This window comes from Vibrio splendidus, assembly GCF_024347615.1.
GTDB classification, from domain to species: Bacteria; Pseudomonadota; Gammaproteobacteria; order Enterobacterales; family Vibrionaceae; genus Vibrio; species Vibrio splendidus.
Map to the genome: position 1 here is coordinate 1,946,819 of NZ_AP025508.1, position 16,068 is coordinate 1,962,886.

Here is a 16,068-nt window from a genome sequence, read left to right on the forward strand (position 1 = left end):
TCAGCTCAAACTATGATTTGGCTAGGTTATCACTCACTTAATGGCGAGTAATTGCAATCAAGACTTGCAGTTAAAGCCCCGAAGAAGTAACGTTGCGGCGTTTTTCACATTAAAAAGGTAACGGCATTGATCTCCACAGCAAATATCACCCAACAATTCGGCGCTAAGCCACTTTTCGAAAATATTTCAGTTAAGTTCGGCGAAGGCAACCGCTACGGTTTAATCGGCGCGAATGGCTGTGGTAAATCGACGTTCATGAAGATCCTTTCTGGTGAACTTGAGCCAAGTGCTGGTAACGTAAGCTACGATCCAAATGAGCGCGTTGCTAAGCTAAACCAAGACCAGTTTGCTTATGAAGAATTCACGGTAATCGACACGGTTATCATGGGTCACAAAGAGCTTTGGGCGATCAAGCAAGAGCGTGACCGTATCTACTCTTTGCCTGAAATGAGCGAAGAAGACGGCATGAAAGTGGCTGATCTTGAAGTTCAGTTCGCTGAAATGGACGGTTACATGGCAGAAGCGAAAGCAGGTGAGCTTCTTCTTGCGGTAGGTATTGAAGAATCACTGCACTTCGGTCTAATGAGCGAAGTAGCACCAGGTTGGAAACTTCGTGTTCTATTGTCTCAAGTACTGTTTGCAGACCCGCATATCATGCTTCTTGACGAACCAACGAACAACCTGGACATGGACACCATCAAGTGGTTGGAAGATACGCTAAACCAACGTAACTGCACAATGATCATCATTTCGCATGACCGTCACTTCCTAAACTCAGTTTGTACACACATGGCTGACCTTGATTACGGCGCACTTCGTCTGTTCCCTGGTAACTACGATGAGTACATGACAGCAGCGACACAAGCTCGTGAACGTCTACTTTCTGATAACGCGAAGAAGAAAGCACAAATTGCTGAACTTCAAACGTTCGTTTCTCGTTTCTCTGCTAACGCATCTAAAGCGAAACAAGCGACATCTCGTGCTAAACAGATCGACAAGATTCAACTAGATGAAGTAAAAGCGTCTAGCCGTCAAAACCCATTCATCCGTTTCGAACAGTCTAAAGAGCTATTCCGTAACGCGCTTGTGGTTGAAAACCTATCTCAAGGTTTTGAAGAAGACCTATACAACAAGTTCGATGCGATTTTCGAAGTTGGTGAGCGTGTTGCTATCATCGGTGAGAACGGTGTGGGTAAAACAACACTACTTAACACACTAGCGGGTGCTCTAGAAGCGCGTACTGGTGAATATAAGTGGTCTGAAAACTCAAACATCGGTTACTACGCTCAAGATCACGCACATGATTTTGAAGAAGATCTAAACCTGTTTGACTGGATGAGCCAATGGCGTCAAGAAGGCGAAGACGAGCAAGTTGTTCGTAGCTTCCTAGGTCGTATGCTGTTTGGCCAAGACGATATCAAGAAATCTGTAAAGGTTATCTCTGGTGGTGAGCAAGGTCGTATGCTTCTTGGCAAGATCATGATGCACAAACCAAACATCCTGCTAATGGATGAACCAACAAACCACATGGATATGGAATCTATCGAAGCGCTTAACTTGGCTCTTGAGAACTACAAAGGCACATTGTTCTTCGTATCTCACGACCGTGTATTCGTAGACTCTCTAGCGACTCGTGTTCTTGAAATCAAAGACGGCAAGATCAACGATTTCCGCGGTACTTACGCAGAATTCTTGAAAGCACGTGCTTAGTACGCATTAAACATGAATACGTAATACAACGTTAGTGCGTATCCCTGATTAGAAAGGCCTCTATCTTTATGAATAAGATAGAGGCCTTTTGTTTTTCATATCAGTCTCTTTGTGTTAAAAACGTCGAGTGGTTGGTCGCAAATACCTCTACTCATCAATACTTTAACTGCTCATTAATACTTAAACTGCGCCACAATCTTCTCAAGCTTCACACTCACGTTCGATACTTGTTCACTACAACGAACTGACCCTGAAACCACGGTATGAGTATCACTGGCTAAATGAGCGATATCGGTAATGTTCCGATCGATGTCCGCTGAAACCATGGATTGCTCTTCAGACGCCGTGGCAATCTGGCTGTTTAAGTCGAACATCTCTCCAACTTGAAAGTGTATCCCTTCAATCGCATTTACCACATCTTTGGTTTGGTGTTTAACTAACCCCGTTTGTTCTAGGCTTACCGACATCTTAGCGACCGTTTTTGCTATTCCAGACGTTAGGCCATGAATGGTCGATTCAATTTGATGGGTTGAATCGTTGGTCATTAGCGAAAGCTCTCTCACTTCAGAGGCCACGACTGCAAACCCGCGTCCATGGTCACCAGCACGCGCAGCTTCTATCGCCGCATTTAGCGCGAGTAGGTTAGTTTGTTCCGCAATACCTTGAATGGTAGTGACGACTTGGTTGATTTCACGACTCTGGTCTTCGAGCTGAACAATTAGGTTTTGAGACTCTGCAATATTCTCGGCCAGCACATTAATGCTGTCATTGGTTGCGTGGGTTTCTTGCAACGCCTGATGTGCATTGTCTTTGATCTTCTCAGCGTTCATCGCTGCGTTTTCTATGTTCGCCGTTACTTCATTACTGGTCATCACCAGCTCATTAACTGCCGTCGCTACTGATTCAGATTGTTGCTTCTGCTTTTCAGCATTACTCATACTTTTGATTGCCGCTTCTTCAGAGCTACACGAACTATCGGTCAACACCGTCATCACGCCGGATAGCTCTTTGATGTTACCGTGCAGTTTATTGATGAAGGTATCGAACGAGTGAGCAAGTTGTGCGAGTTCGTCATTGCCTTTGGCATTCATGCGAACGGTTAAGTCACCATCTCCACTGGCGATTGATTCCATCATCACGTTTATCGCTTTGATTCGCGCAAGTATGTTGCGACCAATGAACACCAACAATAAAGAGAGCAGAGCGACGATGGCGGCACCAAACAGATGCAATGTATTTTTGGTATGTGTACTCGCCGCTGTGATGGCTTGGCTTATCTCGGTTTGTACCGTTTCAATAGCTTGTTCTGTTTTGTGGACGTTGCTACGTAAGGCGCCTCTAAGACCGAGTTCTGCCGATAAACCTAAATTAGTGTTAGCCAACAGAAGCGTTTCAACCGCAGCTTTGTAATCCGAATAGGCTTGCTCTGTCGCAACCGAAGTTTGAGAGTAGGGTTCAAACTCTTTAAGAGCACTCGCTAACGCCATATGTGTTTGGTCATTAATATGAGCGAGATAGTGGAAGTCTTTTTCAATCAACTCTAACAGCGCAAGCTCTAAAGCCAAACTCGATTCAGATTCGATCGCTGATTTTAACGAGGTTCTTTTGCCATCTAACGCAGCGACAAAGCCTAAAGGTGCGGTCGTACGTTCAATGTTATTTACTTGTTCGACGATTTGGTGAAATTGCTTTTGATATTGATGGAGAGTGTCCGAAATCCGTGTCATTTGGTCAGACAGGTGCAGCTCATGCGAGGTGAGAGTCTGGTTCAACGTCACCAATCTTTGATTCAATGTGTCGGCGGTTTTATCGAAACGTTCTGCGTATTTTTGATCGTGGCGAGACAAGAAATCTTTCTCGTGTCGCCTCAGGGTGAGTAGGTCAACAGAACTCCTCAAGTTTTCAGTGGCAGCACGTTCCAAGGATTCAAGCTTGTCTAAGCTGAACTGCTCGTAGATGGCATAGATAAAAACAGAAACAAACAGGGTGAGGTTGATTAGAATAAATTTACTGCGTATTGAAAGAGACAGCGAACGACGCTGAGGTTCCGATGGATTACTCATGGTTAATTCCCTTTAAGCCAGTGACGTTGATATTCATATTTATTTTGTAATTAATAGAAATATTTAAATGATGAATATGTAACTAATAGCCTATTAGGTTGTTAAAGCAAGATTCGTTGGTGGTAAAGGTTAGTTAACCCCTGATATACACAAACTAAGTGATTTGAGACGCCTACTTCCTTAGATGTGGCAAGATAAGATGCCAAAAGAAAAGTCCTCATTAACACTTATGTCGACAATCTTTGAGATCGCAGGCATCGTATTAAATGAGGACTTTTAATTATTTCAAGTAGTTAGCTGATTATATAGTTAACAGTTGCTAGTGACTTTACCGATCAATTTTGTTCGTTTTGTTCATCGAGAAAGTCGGTGTGTTCTAGCCATAGCGCATTAATAATTCCAAACGCGCAGGCTAATAATACGCCCAGTACCCAACATAAATACCACATAGGTTATCCTCCTATTTCATCTCTAATTAATACAGTGACGAGCTGTTATCGTGAATGTATTGACTGTCTAATCGGCCGAACATTTTGTAGTAACACCAGATTGTGTAACCCAAAATAATTGGCACCACGATAACTGCGACAACAGAGATAATGCTCAGTGTTAACTCACTTGATGTTCCGTCCCACAGCGTTAAGCTGTGTGATGGCATCAAGCTAGATGGCATGATCATTGGGAATAGGGCGACGCCCGCTGTCGTTATGATGCTTGCTATCGATAAGCTCGAAGAAGCGAAGGCCAAACCAGCGCGGTTAAGTCTAGTCATCACTGCACAACTCAGCATTCCGATGATGCCTAGCGCAGGAATTCCCCAAAGTACCGGATAGTTTTCGTAGTTATGTAGCAGTAAGTCATCAAACTTCATGACATGTTTTAGCAACGGGTTTGAAACACCATCGGTCACAACTGGGCTAGTAATCAGGTAACCCGGAAGTGTATATGCGTATAGCCCACCAACAATAAATAGACCGACAGTCACAAGCGCCATACATACGATCACTTTCTGCGCACGTTGTTTTAAATCACCCGTCGTTTTCATCTGTAGGAATGCCGCGCCTTGCGTGACAACCATCGCTAAGCTCACCAAGCCACATAGCAGTGGGAAGGGCGTGAGTAGATCCCAGAAACCACCTTGGTATGACATCATTAGCAATTCGTTAAACTCAAACGGAACGCCAATCATCAAGTTACCGAAACCAACACCAAAGATAAACGGAGGAATGAAGCCACTGACGATAAGTGCAATATCACAAGCTTTCTTCCATTGCGGATTGTCGATCTTAGCGCGGTAATCCATACCGAGCGGTCTTAACCACAAGGTCGTCAACACGATAATCATGGCTAAATAGAACCCGGAGAACGCAGCCGCGTAGATTGCAGGCCATATCGCAAAGATAGCGCCACCCGCGGTAACCAACCATACTTGGTTGCCATCCCAGTGAGGGGCAATCGAGTTGATCATAATTCGTCGATCAACTTCCGACTTCCCTAGAACAGGAAGCAACGCCGCAACGCCCATGTCGAATCCATCGGTAATGATAAAACCGATCAACAACACGCCAATAACTGCCCATGTAAACAGGCGAAGATTTTCGTAATCAAACATCTGAATTCCTTAATGAAGGTCGATAGTTTTATCTAGCTGACGCGGTGCGCTTTGCTCACCTGTAACGGCTAGATCTTGGTTTGATTGCTCATGGTGATAGCGACCCGTTTTCAGTGCGCTCGGGCCCATTTTTGCAAACTTAACCATCAAGAACATTTCTATAATCAAGAACGCGGTGTAGAACAAGTAAACCAAGCCGATAGAGATCCACAGACTTGAAGCAGGTAGATTAGAAGCCGCCATGTTTACTGGCAGAATCTCACCAATAGCCCAAGGCTGACGGCCATATTCCGCTACAAACCAACCGGTTTCACAAGCAATCCAAGGAAGTGGAATCGCGCATATTGTTGCTTTCAGTAACCAACGATTGGTACTAATCTTACGGCGACAAATTTGGACGAATGAAAGACCAATGATGGCAAACATCAACACGCCACACACCACCATGATGCGGAAGCTCCAGAACAGAGGGGCAACCGTTGGGATTGTGTCTTTTGCTGCTTGTTTGATCTGTTGCTCTGTTGCATCCACCACGTTATCGCTGTATTTCTTAACCAGCAATCCATAACCTAGATCATGTTTAACCGATTCAAAATCATCGATATTTTGTTGTGATTTATCACCAAAACGCAGTTTTTCTAGTAGCCCATAAGCTAAGATGCCGCTGCGAACACGTTCTTCGTTCTTTGCCAATAGATCATGAATGCCGACAACTGGCGTATCCAAAGAACGCGTTGCGATAATACCCATCACGTATGGGATCTTAATCGCGTAGTCCGTCTCCATGGTTTCTTGATTCGGGAAACCGAACAGTGTGAATGAGGCAGGGGCTTCTTCGGTGTGCCATTCAGCTTCGATAGCCGCTAGCTTCACCTGTTGAACATCGCCCAACTCATAACCAGATTCATCGCCTAGCATCACTGTCGAAACAATCGCAGCCATACCAAAAGCACTTGCTACTGCAAATGAACGACGAGCGAACGGTAAATCACGCCCTTTAAGCATGTAGTAAGCACTGATACCCATGATAAATAGCGCGCCGGTTGTGTAACCTGCCGCAACGGTATGCACGAACTTCACTTGAGTCACTGGGTTGAAGATCACTTCAACGAAGTCTGTCATCTCCATACGCATGGTTTCGAAGTTAAACTCTGCGCCCACTGGGTTTTGCATCCAGCCATTGGCCATCAGAATCCACAGACCAGAGAAGTTCGAACCCAACGCCGTCAACCACGTCACCGATAAGTGCTGACGCTTAGAGAGCTTGTCCCAACCGAAGAAGAACATACCGACTAAGGTTGATTCCAAGAAAAACGCAATCAAGGCTTCAATGGCCAGCGGAGCGCCAAAGATATCGCCTACGTAATGCGAGTAATAAGCCCAGTTAGTACCGAACTGGAATTCCATGGTTAAGCCGGTAGCAACACCGACAGCAAAGTTAATACCAAACAACTTACCCCAGAACTTGGTCATGTCCTTGTAGATGGTTTTGTTGGTCATGACATACAGCGATTCCATCACTGCGAGTAAGAAGGAGAGGCCTATAGTTAGGGGAACGAATATAAAGTGATAAAGAGCGGTACTTGCGAATTGAAACCGCGACAGATCAACGACATCTGTAAGCATAAAAACTCCTTCCCGCCACGAGTGTGACGGGTAAGATAATGGAAATAAGATGATAATTAGAGAGAACTAATTAAGGGTTTTACATGTAGCTGTGTGAAAATAATCTATTACCAACGAAGGGCTTTGTTTTGTTTTTTAGAGAACTGTTTACGTAACCAGTAATCTGCACTCACGTAACGGCCACCACCGTAAACAAGCAGGACTAACAGCATCACGAAGTAGGTGCCTGCGAACTCCATACCGTTATTCAGCATTACCGGGTCGCCAAGTTCAGTGATGTAGTTGTAACGACCTGGGAAGTTAACCGCGAGCCATTCGATGAAGCCGTTAAGTCGAACGGTTGCTTCCATCCCACCAGTCGCAATCGCATCCCAACCGTGTTTCCAGTGAACCATTGCACTCGCTACGCTCATCATGAAAATCATTGGAATCGAGATAAAGCGAGTAAACAGACCTAACGCGATACAGATACAACCTAGTACTTCGGTCGCTGCCGCTAGGAATGCCAGTAGCTCAGGGAAGGGAAGGTTAAGACCACCGTCGGCCGCTGAGGCGCCAAACCATGCAACTGTTCCCGAGAAGCCCAGCACTTTAGAGCGTGCACCGACGTAAATCACCGGAATCAGATAAAGACGTACTGAAAGTAGTACTAAGTAATCGTATTGTTTGCATTTTTCGACAATAGCGTCGTACCAGCTGAGGGCTGACTTAATCATAATTTTTCTCCTAAAGAGTGAACGCCAATCAGTTCAACTTCACTGAAATGTTCGACCCAATTAATAAACTCGAATCTCGCCAATTGTTGAGCAATTATTTGTTTTATATCGGCTAAAGAACGATTTGGTTGTTGTTGGATTATTTGAATAATCGCAACATCAATTTCTCTTAGTTTTATCGTGTTGACGCGTTGGTCAGAGTCGCGATAAATCGCGTAATAAACGGGATACCGCCTTTGTGTTAGAAACGTCAGCGACTCACCATGAACAATGAAAGGTACCTGCACGAGCTTCATCGTACTGTTGACTAACAAACCCAATTGAAGCAGTTGTTCATCAACACGAAGATCACCCGTCCATGACATCGGCAATACTTGCTTTGAAGCGTCAATTTCAACGCAAAAGGCACACCATTCGTACTCCAACACCGCAAGCTGGTCGGCTGTGAGATCATGACTCGCACTCAAAGTAGACAAATCACTTAGATTAGACATACCCATTGGCTGAGTGCGACGCTGGATAAAGCTGACAAACTCAGTTGCTATATGATGAAACTCGGGCTCTGAGGCGTAATGCACCACAACAAACTCATCAACCAATATCAGTAGTTGGTCTTGGTCGACTTGCTGACAAAACAGCGGAAATGTGTTGTTCAATACACCAAATACGTTGTCTCTAATGAACTCGCTGTATCGACACACTGCGTTGTCTTCAAGTGGTGAACGTATCAATGCGGTTAACGCCTGCGTTTGAGTGATCATCATGCTAGGAGGGTTATGCATAAACCAACTCCTGATTCATTGGGCGATGAGCAACACCTGCATCTAGAACCTGACTGTGCATCGTTCGCAACTCCTCAGTCAGCACGACCAAAGGCGGTACGCTGTTGTCTCTTTCCAGTAACAACGGTTTACTGCCATGAATAGAGAAGGTGTAACGCGCCAAGTCAATAACCTCTTGCTGTACCGGCATACCGTGGGTATCAAGCAGCGATTTGTTACTTCCACCTGAGCTATCGTTTTCAACTAAATGCCCAGCAATGTGGTAGTAGCGAATAGCATCGCTTGGTAAAGCTTTAAGCATTTCTGCGGCATCAAAGTGGTGGTTCTGACTGTTCACGTAGAGATTGTTGATGTCGACCAACAACTCACAGCCACTACGCTTTGCTATTTCAGCGATAAACTCACCCTCAGGCGTCTCATCTCCGTAGTTGTGGTAATAAGAGATGTTCTCCATGACCAAAGGACGTTGAATGATGTCTTGGACTTGCTTGATTCTGTCCGCTAAATAGCCGATGTTTTCTGCGTGACGTGGCACGGGTAACAGTTCATACAGATACCCTTGGCTGTCTCGAGAGAAGCTCAAATGCTCGCTGTACACCTGAATATTCAGTTCATCGAGAAATTGACCAACCTGGCGTACAAACTTCGAGTTAAGCGGCTGACAATCTCCAATGGATAAGCTTAAACCGTGTGCGATCAAAGGGTATTGCTTCGCTATATCCTGTAGTTGTTCGCGCTTAAGACCACCTAAGCTCATCCAGTTCTCGGGCGCTAATTCCAGAAAATCAATATCAGGGTGCTTTGGGGAACGAGCGAGCAGTTCAATATGCTCACTGCGTAGCCCAATGCCTTTGTCTGTATTCTGAATGGTTCGCACTTTATGGTTTAACTCGCTGCTTTTAGGGGCTCGGTCATTTGATGCTGAAGCTTTAGTTTTTAAAGTATTAGTTTTTAAAGCATTAGTTTTATGCGTTTCTACTGGCCACATACTCCACCTGTCACTTTGCTATTCGCCGTTAGGATGCGCTCTTTACTTGGCGAGATACCTTCAGCCGTTAAGCCACATTTCCCGTCACGAGCACGCACTAAACGGTCTTGAGGGTTGCTTGTCAGTTCCGCTTTTTCGAAGCGTTTTTCTGTACCACATTTACCCGCAGCACATTTACCACCGTGTCCTGAAGATTGTTTAGCTTCAACAGGGGCTTCGGCAGGTGCATCAGCAAATGCCATTGCAGAGTTAAGGCTAATCACAGACGTGATCGCAATTGATAGGGCGATTTTGTTGTTCATATTATTTCTCCTTTACAGCAGACATAGGGAAGCTCGCTAAATCACGACCAGACATGATTGGTCCGTCGTAGTATTCACGTACGATTTTGATTGATTCAGATTTGCGCTTAAGGCCTAGCCCCATCCAGTGGTTAAGTACCAACATTTTTGGATTGATCTCTTTCGCAATTTCACCAATCACAGAAGGCTTAGCGTGCATGAATGTAGAGACACCATCGGCTTGTTCATGAATCGCCATTGGCATCATCATGATGTCGGCGCCACGAGCGAAGTCTAAGAACGCAGGGTTGCTACCGTTTTGGTCAGCTGAAATCACCATCACGCCTTCTTCACTTTCAATTCGGTAAGCGAGACAAGGCACATCACCATGAGGAATACCCAGAGCAGTGATCTTCAAACCATCTTTTTCATAAACAACGGTTGGCACTGTGGATTGATAGTCAACATCGGTAAGATTGACTGGGAATAGGCCATCGGTCCCATCGTATAAGCCGGCAAGGTAAGCGTATGCGCCATGGTCTGGGTCAAAGTTCGCTGCGAAGTAACCGTTGAGGCTAGGGAACGCTGAACCTGCGGCTGGACCTGAAATCTCCAACGCCTTTTCACGTTCAAAGAAGTAGCCACCTTTAAGAAGAGCGGGCATGTCATTTACGTGATCGGTATGGAAGTGAGTGATACCCATGAAATCTAGGTCTTCAAGTTTTGCACCCGCTTGACCGAAACGTAGGTAAACACCGCCACCGGCATCAATCATGATTCGTGATTTGCCTTTCCACCATACGATTTCACCAGATGATGCACGTAGGTCATCCGAGATAGGACCACCTGAACCCAGTATTTGTAATGTAAAGTCCGTATCGACTGGTTTAAGTTCAATTGCGTGACAGTTGGCGCCCAAGGTCAATCCAAGAGCTATTGCTAGAGCTTTTAAAGGCTGTTTCATATTGTTATCCAATTCTTTTTTCTTATGTGTTTTCTTCGAAGTGAGCATTCAAAGAAGTGAAACTTTCGCCAAGCAGCACAATAAGTGCGTGCTTCGTTCTGTTCACGGAGCACAAGATAAAGAATTGTTAACGTTTGGTATATCTAGTTAATTTGAAAATAACGTTCAATAAAATCAAACGAAAAGATCGAACTCGTTTTGAAAAGGGAAATGTACTTGAGAAATAGGGGGGGGGGGAGATTAGGAGTTTGGAACGAGATAAAAGGTGCAAGTGCAAGCTTACACTTGCACCTTTTTTTCTAATAGATAACCAATGTCTAAAACGAATTATCGTTTACTGATCACCTTTTACATCGAATTCAATCTTCTCTGCGCCAGTGAACACTTGGAATCGCAGGCCTTTAGCGCGAGCAATGGTCGTGATACCAAATTGCTGAGCCAAGTCTAAGCCCATTTGCGTTACGCCAGAGCGTGATAGCAGAACAGGAATACCCATCTGCGCTACTTTGATGACCATTTCCGAGGTAAGGCGACCTGTGGTGTAGAAAATCTTGTCTGTGCCGTCTTCTTTGTTAAGCCACATCTCACCGGCCAAAGTATCAACCGCGTTATGTCGGCCAACATCTTCAACAAACGATAGAACCTTGTCGTCTTTGCAAACAGCGCAACCATGTACCGCGCCAGCTTTTTTGTACGTGTCGTTGTAATGAGTCAGTGCTTCTAAAGCCGTGTAAATTTCAGATTGCTTAATTTTGGTCTGAGGCACTTGGTAATCTTCCAACTGCTTCATCACGTTACCAAACATGGTGCCCTGACCACAGCCAGAGGTCACCGTCTTCTTCTTAAGCGCTTGCTCAAGTTGGCTAGTATCTTCTTTGGTAATGACCGCTGCAGAGCTGGTTTCCCAATCGATGATGATAGATTCAACCGCTTCAGGGTCAGAAAGGAAACTTTGATTCTTTAAATAACCCAAGACTAAAGATTCAGGGCGCGAGCCAAGCGTCATCAGGGTTACGATCTCTTTCCAGTTCAACATAACGGTAAGAGGGCGTTCACAAGCGATCTGTTTGGTTAGCTTCTCACCATATTCATCAAACACTTCAACTTCGATTGTTTGAAGTGGGTTTTCGCTAGTTTTTATTATGTTTGGTTTTACCACAGTCACGTCCTACTTAATGAGATAGCGATTTTAAGAGATAAGAAGTTAACAAGAGGGTCTAACGCCGTTCTTGTTCATCGATTCTTTAACTCATGCTTAAAGCAAATCTTATTCCAAAATAACGGGTATTCAGGAAAACATGAAGCATTCGATTAAAATAGCGCAAAATATGAGAGTTCACCGGGTGGAGTTGTCTGAAATAACCAGTATCGACTAACGTTATAGTGACAACTTGATAACGAACGCTATAGATACGCTCTCGTAGGTAATCCGTATTGGCGTGTTTATTGCTTTATGGGGTGTATATGATTGCGCACAGTACAAAATGTCCTAAGTGCATTCAGACCAAAGAAAATCAATTGGGTGAAGTATGTCTGAGATAAAAGAATTCAAAGAACAATATGAAAAAACAGAAGCAGCTTGGCCAATCGGTGTCCAAAGAATAGAGAAAGAGATCAAAACAGGTATTTGGGTAACTACTCAATGGGAATTGACGGGGTTTGAACTGTCGCCAGAAGATGATGCCCAAGACGTTTGTTTACTCCAATTACATAAAGACGAGCGTACAGACTATCGTTTCAACCTAAGCTCTCAGCAACCTAAGCTTTTCTTAGTGATGGATAATGTCGATTCTGGTGTTAAGCCCGTCATTCAGTTACTTACAGCATCACAAACCGTTGCAGGGCAATACATGGACGGTGACAACCAAGTGTTGTCTTACGATATTCCTTTGCCCGTACAGGCTTGGATGGAAGCCTTCATCGGCCGTCATGGTGAATTGCTAGAAGCAAGACGTAAGAAACGTAAAGGTGCGGGTAGATCTAATGGCAACTAACTTCTTTAGCCGTTGGTCTCAACGAAAGCTTGACGAATCCACTGACGAACCTTTGGAAGTGGAGCAAACACTGGAAGCACCAGCACTCACTTCCTCTGATTCTTCATCTTCTGAGATTTCGCCTGCTGATCTTTCGTCTGAAATGGAAGCAGCAGCGCCTCAGTCTTTAGAGAGTGATGCTTTAGAAACCAATGAAGAAGTTCATGCTTCTGACGTTCAAGATCCCGCACCAGAAGCCACTGAAGACTTGTCTGTTGCTCAATTATTGGTATCAGAAGCTTCAGAAAGCGTAAAAAAAGCCGCATTGCGTAAATTATTTCTATCCAAAGAGTTTAACATTCGTGATGGTTTAGATGATTACGACGACGATTACAGTAATTTGAAGTCTCTTTCTGAAGGGGTTGCGGAAACCTTGCGAGATTGGGTTAAAGACAAAACGGAAGAAGAAACCACACTAGAAGAAGAGCAAATCATTGATAGTAAAGATGAAAGTGAAGTTTTAGAACATTCTGAAAGCGATCTTGAGGTATCTGATAATGAATTTGAAACGTCAGAAAGTGCCGAAATAACCGAACAAGAAAAAGAACTGTACAAAAACACAGTATCGGATGATAACGCTACAATGTCAGACGAAGATGACCTGAAAGAGATGGGACAAAATATACCACACAAAGAATAGGTACATTTTGACTAAATACTCAATGAACCGCTTGAGACAAAATGTCCCAAGCGGTTTTTTTATACGCACAATAAACGCTATAAAAGATTAAATTACTGATATATAAGGTTTATTAAATTGGCATGGCATTTGCTAAATAACGTTTATTATCAACTTTTTTGTAGATAGACGAATTCATAGTCTGACGAGCGGGACACTGGCTAAAGGGTTAGTTGTTAACGGATTACTCAGCAAGTTCTCTATCGCTTACTACAATGAAGGTTGAACAGATTATCCATGTCCAAAGATGGAACTGAGCAATGCTTAAACAATTATTAGAACAAGCAACTTCAAATAACGCTAAAGCAAGACTGTATGCATTTGAAAATACAGTTGAGTTAACAAATCTGATTCCACCTACTGTTAGCTACGAAAGCGGCGGTAATACTCTTATTATTGGTCCAACTGCGATCATTGAAAGTGCAGCGGCTCAATTACCTCAATTGACGAGCTTAACCTTATTGTCGACAGACGGCGAAAAGGGCAAAAACCCAGAACTGTACTTCGCGAATTCGGTTCAAGTATCCGGTTTCCTTGGCACGTTTGAAGTTGTGATTGAGAGTAAAGGCACATCAAGCAACTTGGCGAAAATCGCGATTAATCACGATTGTTTCGATGTTGTTCTAGACCTATGTCTGAATAGCTGCATGACAGAAGAAGTGCCTGTACCGGGTTATTACCCAGTGGGCCGAGGCTATCCAAAACTGGCCGAAGCACTGGAAGAGATTCCAACGCTAATGGGTACATTTGATAAGCCTAAGTTCTTCCGTTTAGACACTGACCTTTGTGCGCACAGTTCTCGTGGCGTAAAAGGGTGTGAACGTTGTGTTGACGCTTGTCCTGCTGGCGCACTATCAAGTGAAGGCTCAGACAAAACAGGTCACAAGATCGAGATTAACCCTTATCTATGTCAAGGCGTAGGAACTTGTGCAACAAGCTGTCCTACAGAAGCGATTACCTATGCGCTTCCAAACCCTGACGATACTCAAAAATTCATTGAACGTACGCTAGCTAACTATGAACATGCGGGCGGTCTGGATCCAATCGTACTTATCTGTAGCTCTCGTCATGAGACTTACAATGTAATGGCGCTAAAAGCACTGCCAGATAACGTTATTCCAATCGTTGTTGAAGAACTGCCTTCTATTGGTATTGATACTTGGTTTGCAGCGCTAGTGAATGGCGCAACTCAGGTTCTGTTTGCTGCTTCTCGTTTTATGCCAGAGACGATCATTCGTGTTCTGAATAACGAAGTCGGGATTGCTCAAGAGCTACTAGACCAAATCGGTGTGCCAAAAGAAACCATCGATATCCTGTATTTAGAGTCTCTACGTGAAGGGCCTCCAACACTGTGCGTTGATTCTTTCGACCTTGCACTTGGCGATCTTCAAGGCAACAAACGTCAACGTCTATTCACTGCACTCGATGCTATGTCTTCATCTCGCATTCCTGTCGAGAATATCGTTGAACTTCCTTCGAATGCACCATACGGCACGGTTTCGTGTGAAAGCAAAGATTGTACGTTATGCATGAGTTGTGTTGCAGTTTGTCCTACACGTGCTCTTCATACCGACGGTGCTTCTCCATCACTTAAGTTTGTAGAACAAGACTGTATTCAATGTGGTCTGTGTGAAAAGGCATGCCCTGAGAATGTTCTCACTCTGACACCTCGTATGAATTGGGTGAAAGAAGAACGTCAACAAGCAGTTGTGATTCATGAGGAGAAAGCAGCGGAATGTTTACGTTGCCATAAGCCATTCGCTCCACAGTCTATGATTGACATGTTACAGAACAAGTTACGCGGTCACTCTCATTTTTCAGATGAAACTGCGATTAATCGTATTGCGATGTGTGAAGACTGTCGTGTAGTGGACATGTTCGACTCAATGGCTCAAGACCCATTGAATCAATTGAAATACTAGGAGTTGGCATTGGATACTAATTTGGATCAGGCACAAGAGCCTGAGCTCGCAAAAGAATTAAAGCAAGAACAGACACTAAGAACTGAAATCTATTTGGTTCTTTCTGCATTGTTTCGTAACGCACCTTCTGAAGAGGTCATTGATTTCCTAAAGACGTTAGACATTGAAGCGTCTGAGAGTGCAATGCAAAAAGCTTGGATTGCCATTCAACAAGCGGCAACGGAATCAAATCGCGAAGCGTTAGAAGACGAATATCAAGATCTGTTCATTGGCATTGGCCGTGGAGAGATAGTTCCATTTGGTTCTTGGCATAGAACTGGCGCCATGATGGAAAAACCATTAGCAGAGATTCGTCATGACCTAGAGCTTTTAGGCATTGAACGTGATGATCAAGTGAAAGAGCCAGAAGATCATATTGCTGCATTGTGTGAAGTGATGGCAATGCTAACCGGTGAAGAAGAAGCGCTTCAACAAGCCGTTTTCAATAAGCACCTTGGTCCTTGGTTCAACTCTTTTACGCGTCAGCTTGAAAGTGCAGAAAGTGCGAACTTCTACAAATCGGCAGCTCAGCTGTGTGAAGCATTCCTAACGTTAGAGCAAGTGCGTTTTAGCGTTAATACAAAAAGCAGTAAACATAAATTAAAGATTGATGTGAAAAACGTCACTGATTACGAGTAATCGAGCAGTACGCG

The 16,068-nt window shown here is 44.1% G+C and carries 15 protein-coding genes; 5 read left to right on the forward strand and 10 right to left on the reverse strand.

Annotated elements, in window-relative coordinates; genetic code table 11:
• Positions 1-126 precede the first annotated feature (126 nt).
• Positions 127-1,710, forward strand: coding sequence for an ABC-F family ATPase (locus OCU90_RS08850; RefSeq protein WP_017077249.1), 1,584 nt, complete (start codon positions 127-129; stop codon positions 1,708-1,710).
• A gap of 173 nt (positions 1,711-1,883) precedes the next feature.
• On the opposite strand, the gene OCU90_RS08855 is transcribed toward OCU90_RS08850, so the two are convergent.
• The 10 genes from OCU90_RS08855 to fdhD all read right to left on the reverse strand — a co-directional run bounded on the left by OCU90_RS08855 (position 1,884) and on the right by fdhD (position 11,901).
• Entirely contained in the window at positions 1,884-3,773 is a 1,890-nt protein-coding gene (locus tag OCU90_RS08855; protein WP_061024171.1) for a methyl-accepting chemotaxis protein, read from the reverse strand.
• 335 nt (positions 3,774-4,108) lie between these two features.
• Positions 4,109-4,222 (reverse strand): cytochrome bd-I oxidase subunit CydX, encoded by a 114-nt coding sequence (gene cydX, locus OCU90_RS08860; protein WP_004733754.1) that lies wholly within the window; start codon positions 4,220-4,222, stop codon positions 4,109-4,111.
• A gap of 26 nt (positions 4,223-4,248) precedes the next feature.
• Positions 4,249-5,385, reverse strand: a complete 1,137-nt coding sequence (cydB, locus tag OCU90_RS08865; RefSeq protein WP_061024174.1) for a cytochrome d ubiquinol oxidase subunit II — start codon at positions 5,383-5,385, stop codon at positions 4,249-4,251.
• 9 nt (positions 5,386-5,394) lie between these two features.
• Entirely contained in the window at positions 5,395-7,011 is a 1,617-nt protein-coding gene (locus OCU90_RS08870; RefSeq protein ID WP_061024177.1) for a cytochrome ubiquinol oxidase subunit I, read from the reverse strand.
• Positions 7,012-7,118: 107 nt separating this feature from the next.
• Positions 7,119-7,727, reverse strand: a complete 609-nt coding sequence (locus OCU90_RS08875; protein ID WP_017083666.1) for an HvfX family Cu-binding RiPP maturation protein — start codon at positions 7,725-7,727, stop codon at positions 7,119-7,121.
• Positions 7,724-8,509, reverse strand: coding sequence for an HvfC family peptide modification chaperone (locus OCU90_RS08880; RefSeq protein WP_061024179.1), 786 nt, complete (start codon positions 8,507-8,509; stop codon positions 7,724-7,726). Before OCU90_RS08880 ends, OCU90_RS08875 begins: the two co-directional genes overlap by 4 nt.
• Entirely contained in the window at positions 8,502-9,386 is an 885-nt protein-coding gene (locus OCU90_RS08885) for a DUF692 domain-containing protein (protein WP_061024353.1), read from the reverse strand. Before OCU90_RS08885 ends, OCU90_RS08880 begins: the two co-directional genes overlap by 8 nt.
• Positions 9,387-9,484: 98 nt before the next feature.
• Entirely contained in the window at positions 9,485-9,799 is a 315-nt protein-coding gene (locus tag OCU90_RS08890; RefSeq protein WP_004733741.1) for a hypothetical protein, read from the reverse strand.
• A 1-nt stretch (position 9,800) separates the two neighbouring features.
• Positions 9,801-10,742, reverse strand: coding sequence for an MBL fold metallo-hydrolase (locus tag OCU90_RS08895; protein ID WP_046225231.1), 942 nt, complete (start codon positions 10,740-10,742; stop codon positions 9,801-9,803).
• A gap of 334 nt (positions 10,743-11,076) precedes the next feature.
• Positions 11,077-11,901 carry a formate dehydrogenase accessory sulfurtransferase FdhD gene (gene fdhD / locus OCU90_RS08900; RefSeq protein WP_004733738.1) on the reverse strand — a complete coding sequence of 275 codons (825 nt, stop codon included), beginning with the start codon at positions 11,899-11,901 and terminating at the stop codon, positions 11,077-11,079.
• Between the two features lie 370 nt (positions 11,902-12,271).
• On the opposite strand from fdhD, the gene OCU90_RS08905 reads away from it, so the two are divergent.
• The 4 genes from OCU90_RS08905 (at position 12,272) to OCU90_RS08920 (ending at position 16,054) form a co-directional block, all read left to right on the forward strand.
• Positions 12,272-12,736 (forward strand): DUF3305 domain-containing protein, encoded by a 465-nt coding sequence (locus OCU90_RS08905; protein ID WP_004733736.1) that lies wholly within the window; start codon positions 12,272-12,274, stop codon positions 12,734-12,736.
• Entirely contained in the window at positions 12,726-13,415 is a 690-nt protein-coding gene (locus OCU90_RS08910) for a DUF3306 domain-containing protein (protein ID WP_061024181.1), read from the forward strand. The genes OCU90_RS08905 and OCU90_RS08910 overlap by 11 nt, the downstream gene beginning before the upstream one ends.
• A 299-nt stretch (positions 13,416-13,714) precedes the next feature.
• Positions 13,715-15,376 carry a 4Fe-4S dicluster domain-containing protein gene (locus OCU90_RS08915; protein ID WP_017094054.1) on the forward strand — a complete coding sequence of 554 codons (1,662 nt, stop codon included), beginning with the start codon at positions 13,715-13,717 and terminating at the stop codon, positions 15,374-15,376.
• A 9-nt stretch (positions 15,377-15,385) separates the two neighbouring features.
• Entirely contained in the window at positions 15,386-16,054 is a 669-nt protein-coding gene (locus OCU90_RS08920) for a TorD/DmsD family molecular chaperone (protein WP_054542114.1), read from the forward strand.
• The last annotated feature ends 14 nt before the right edge of the window (positions 16,055-16,068 follow it).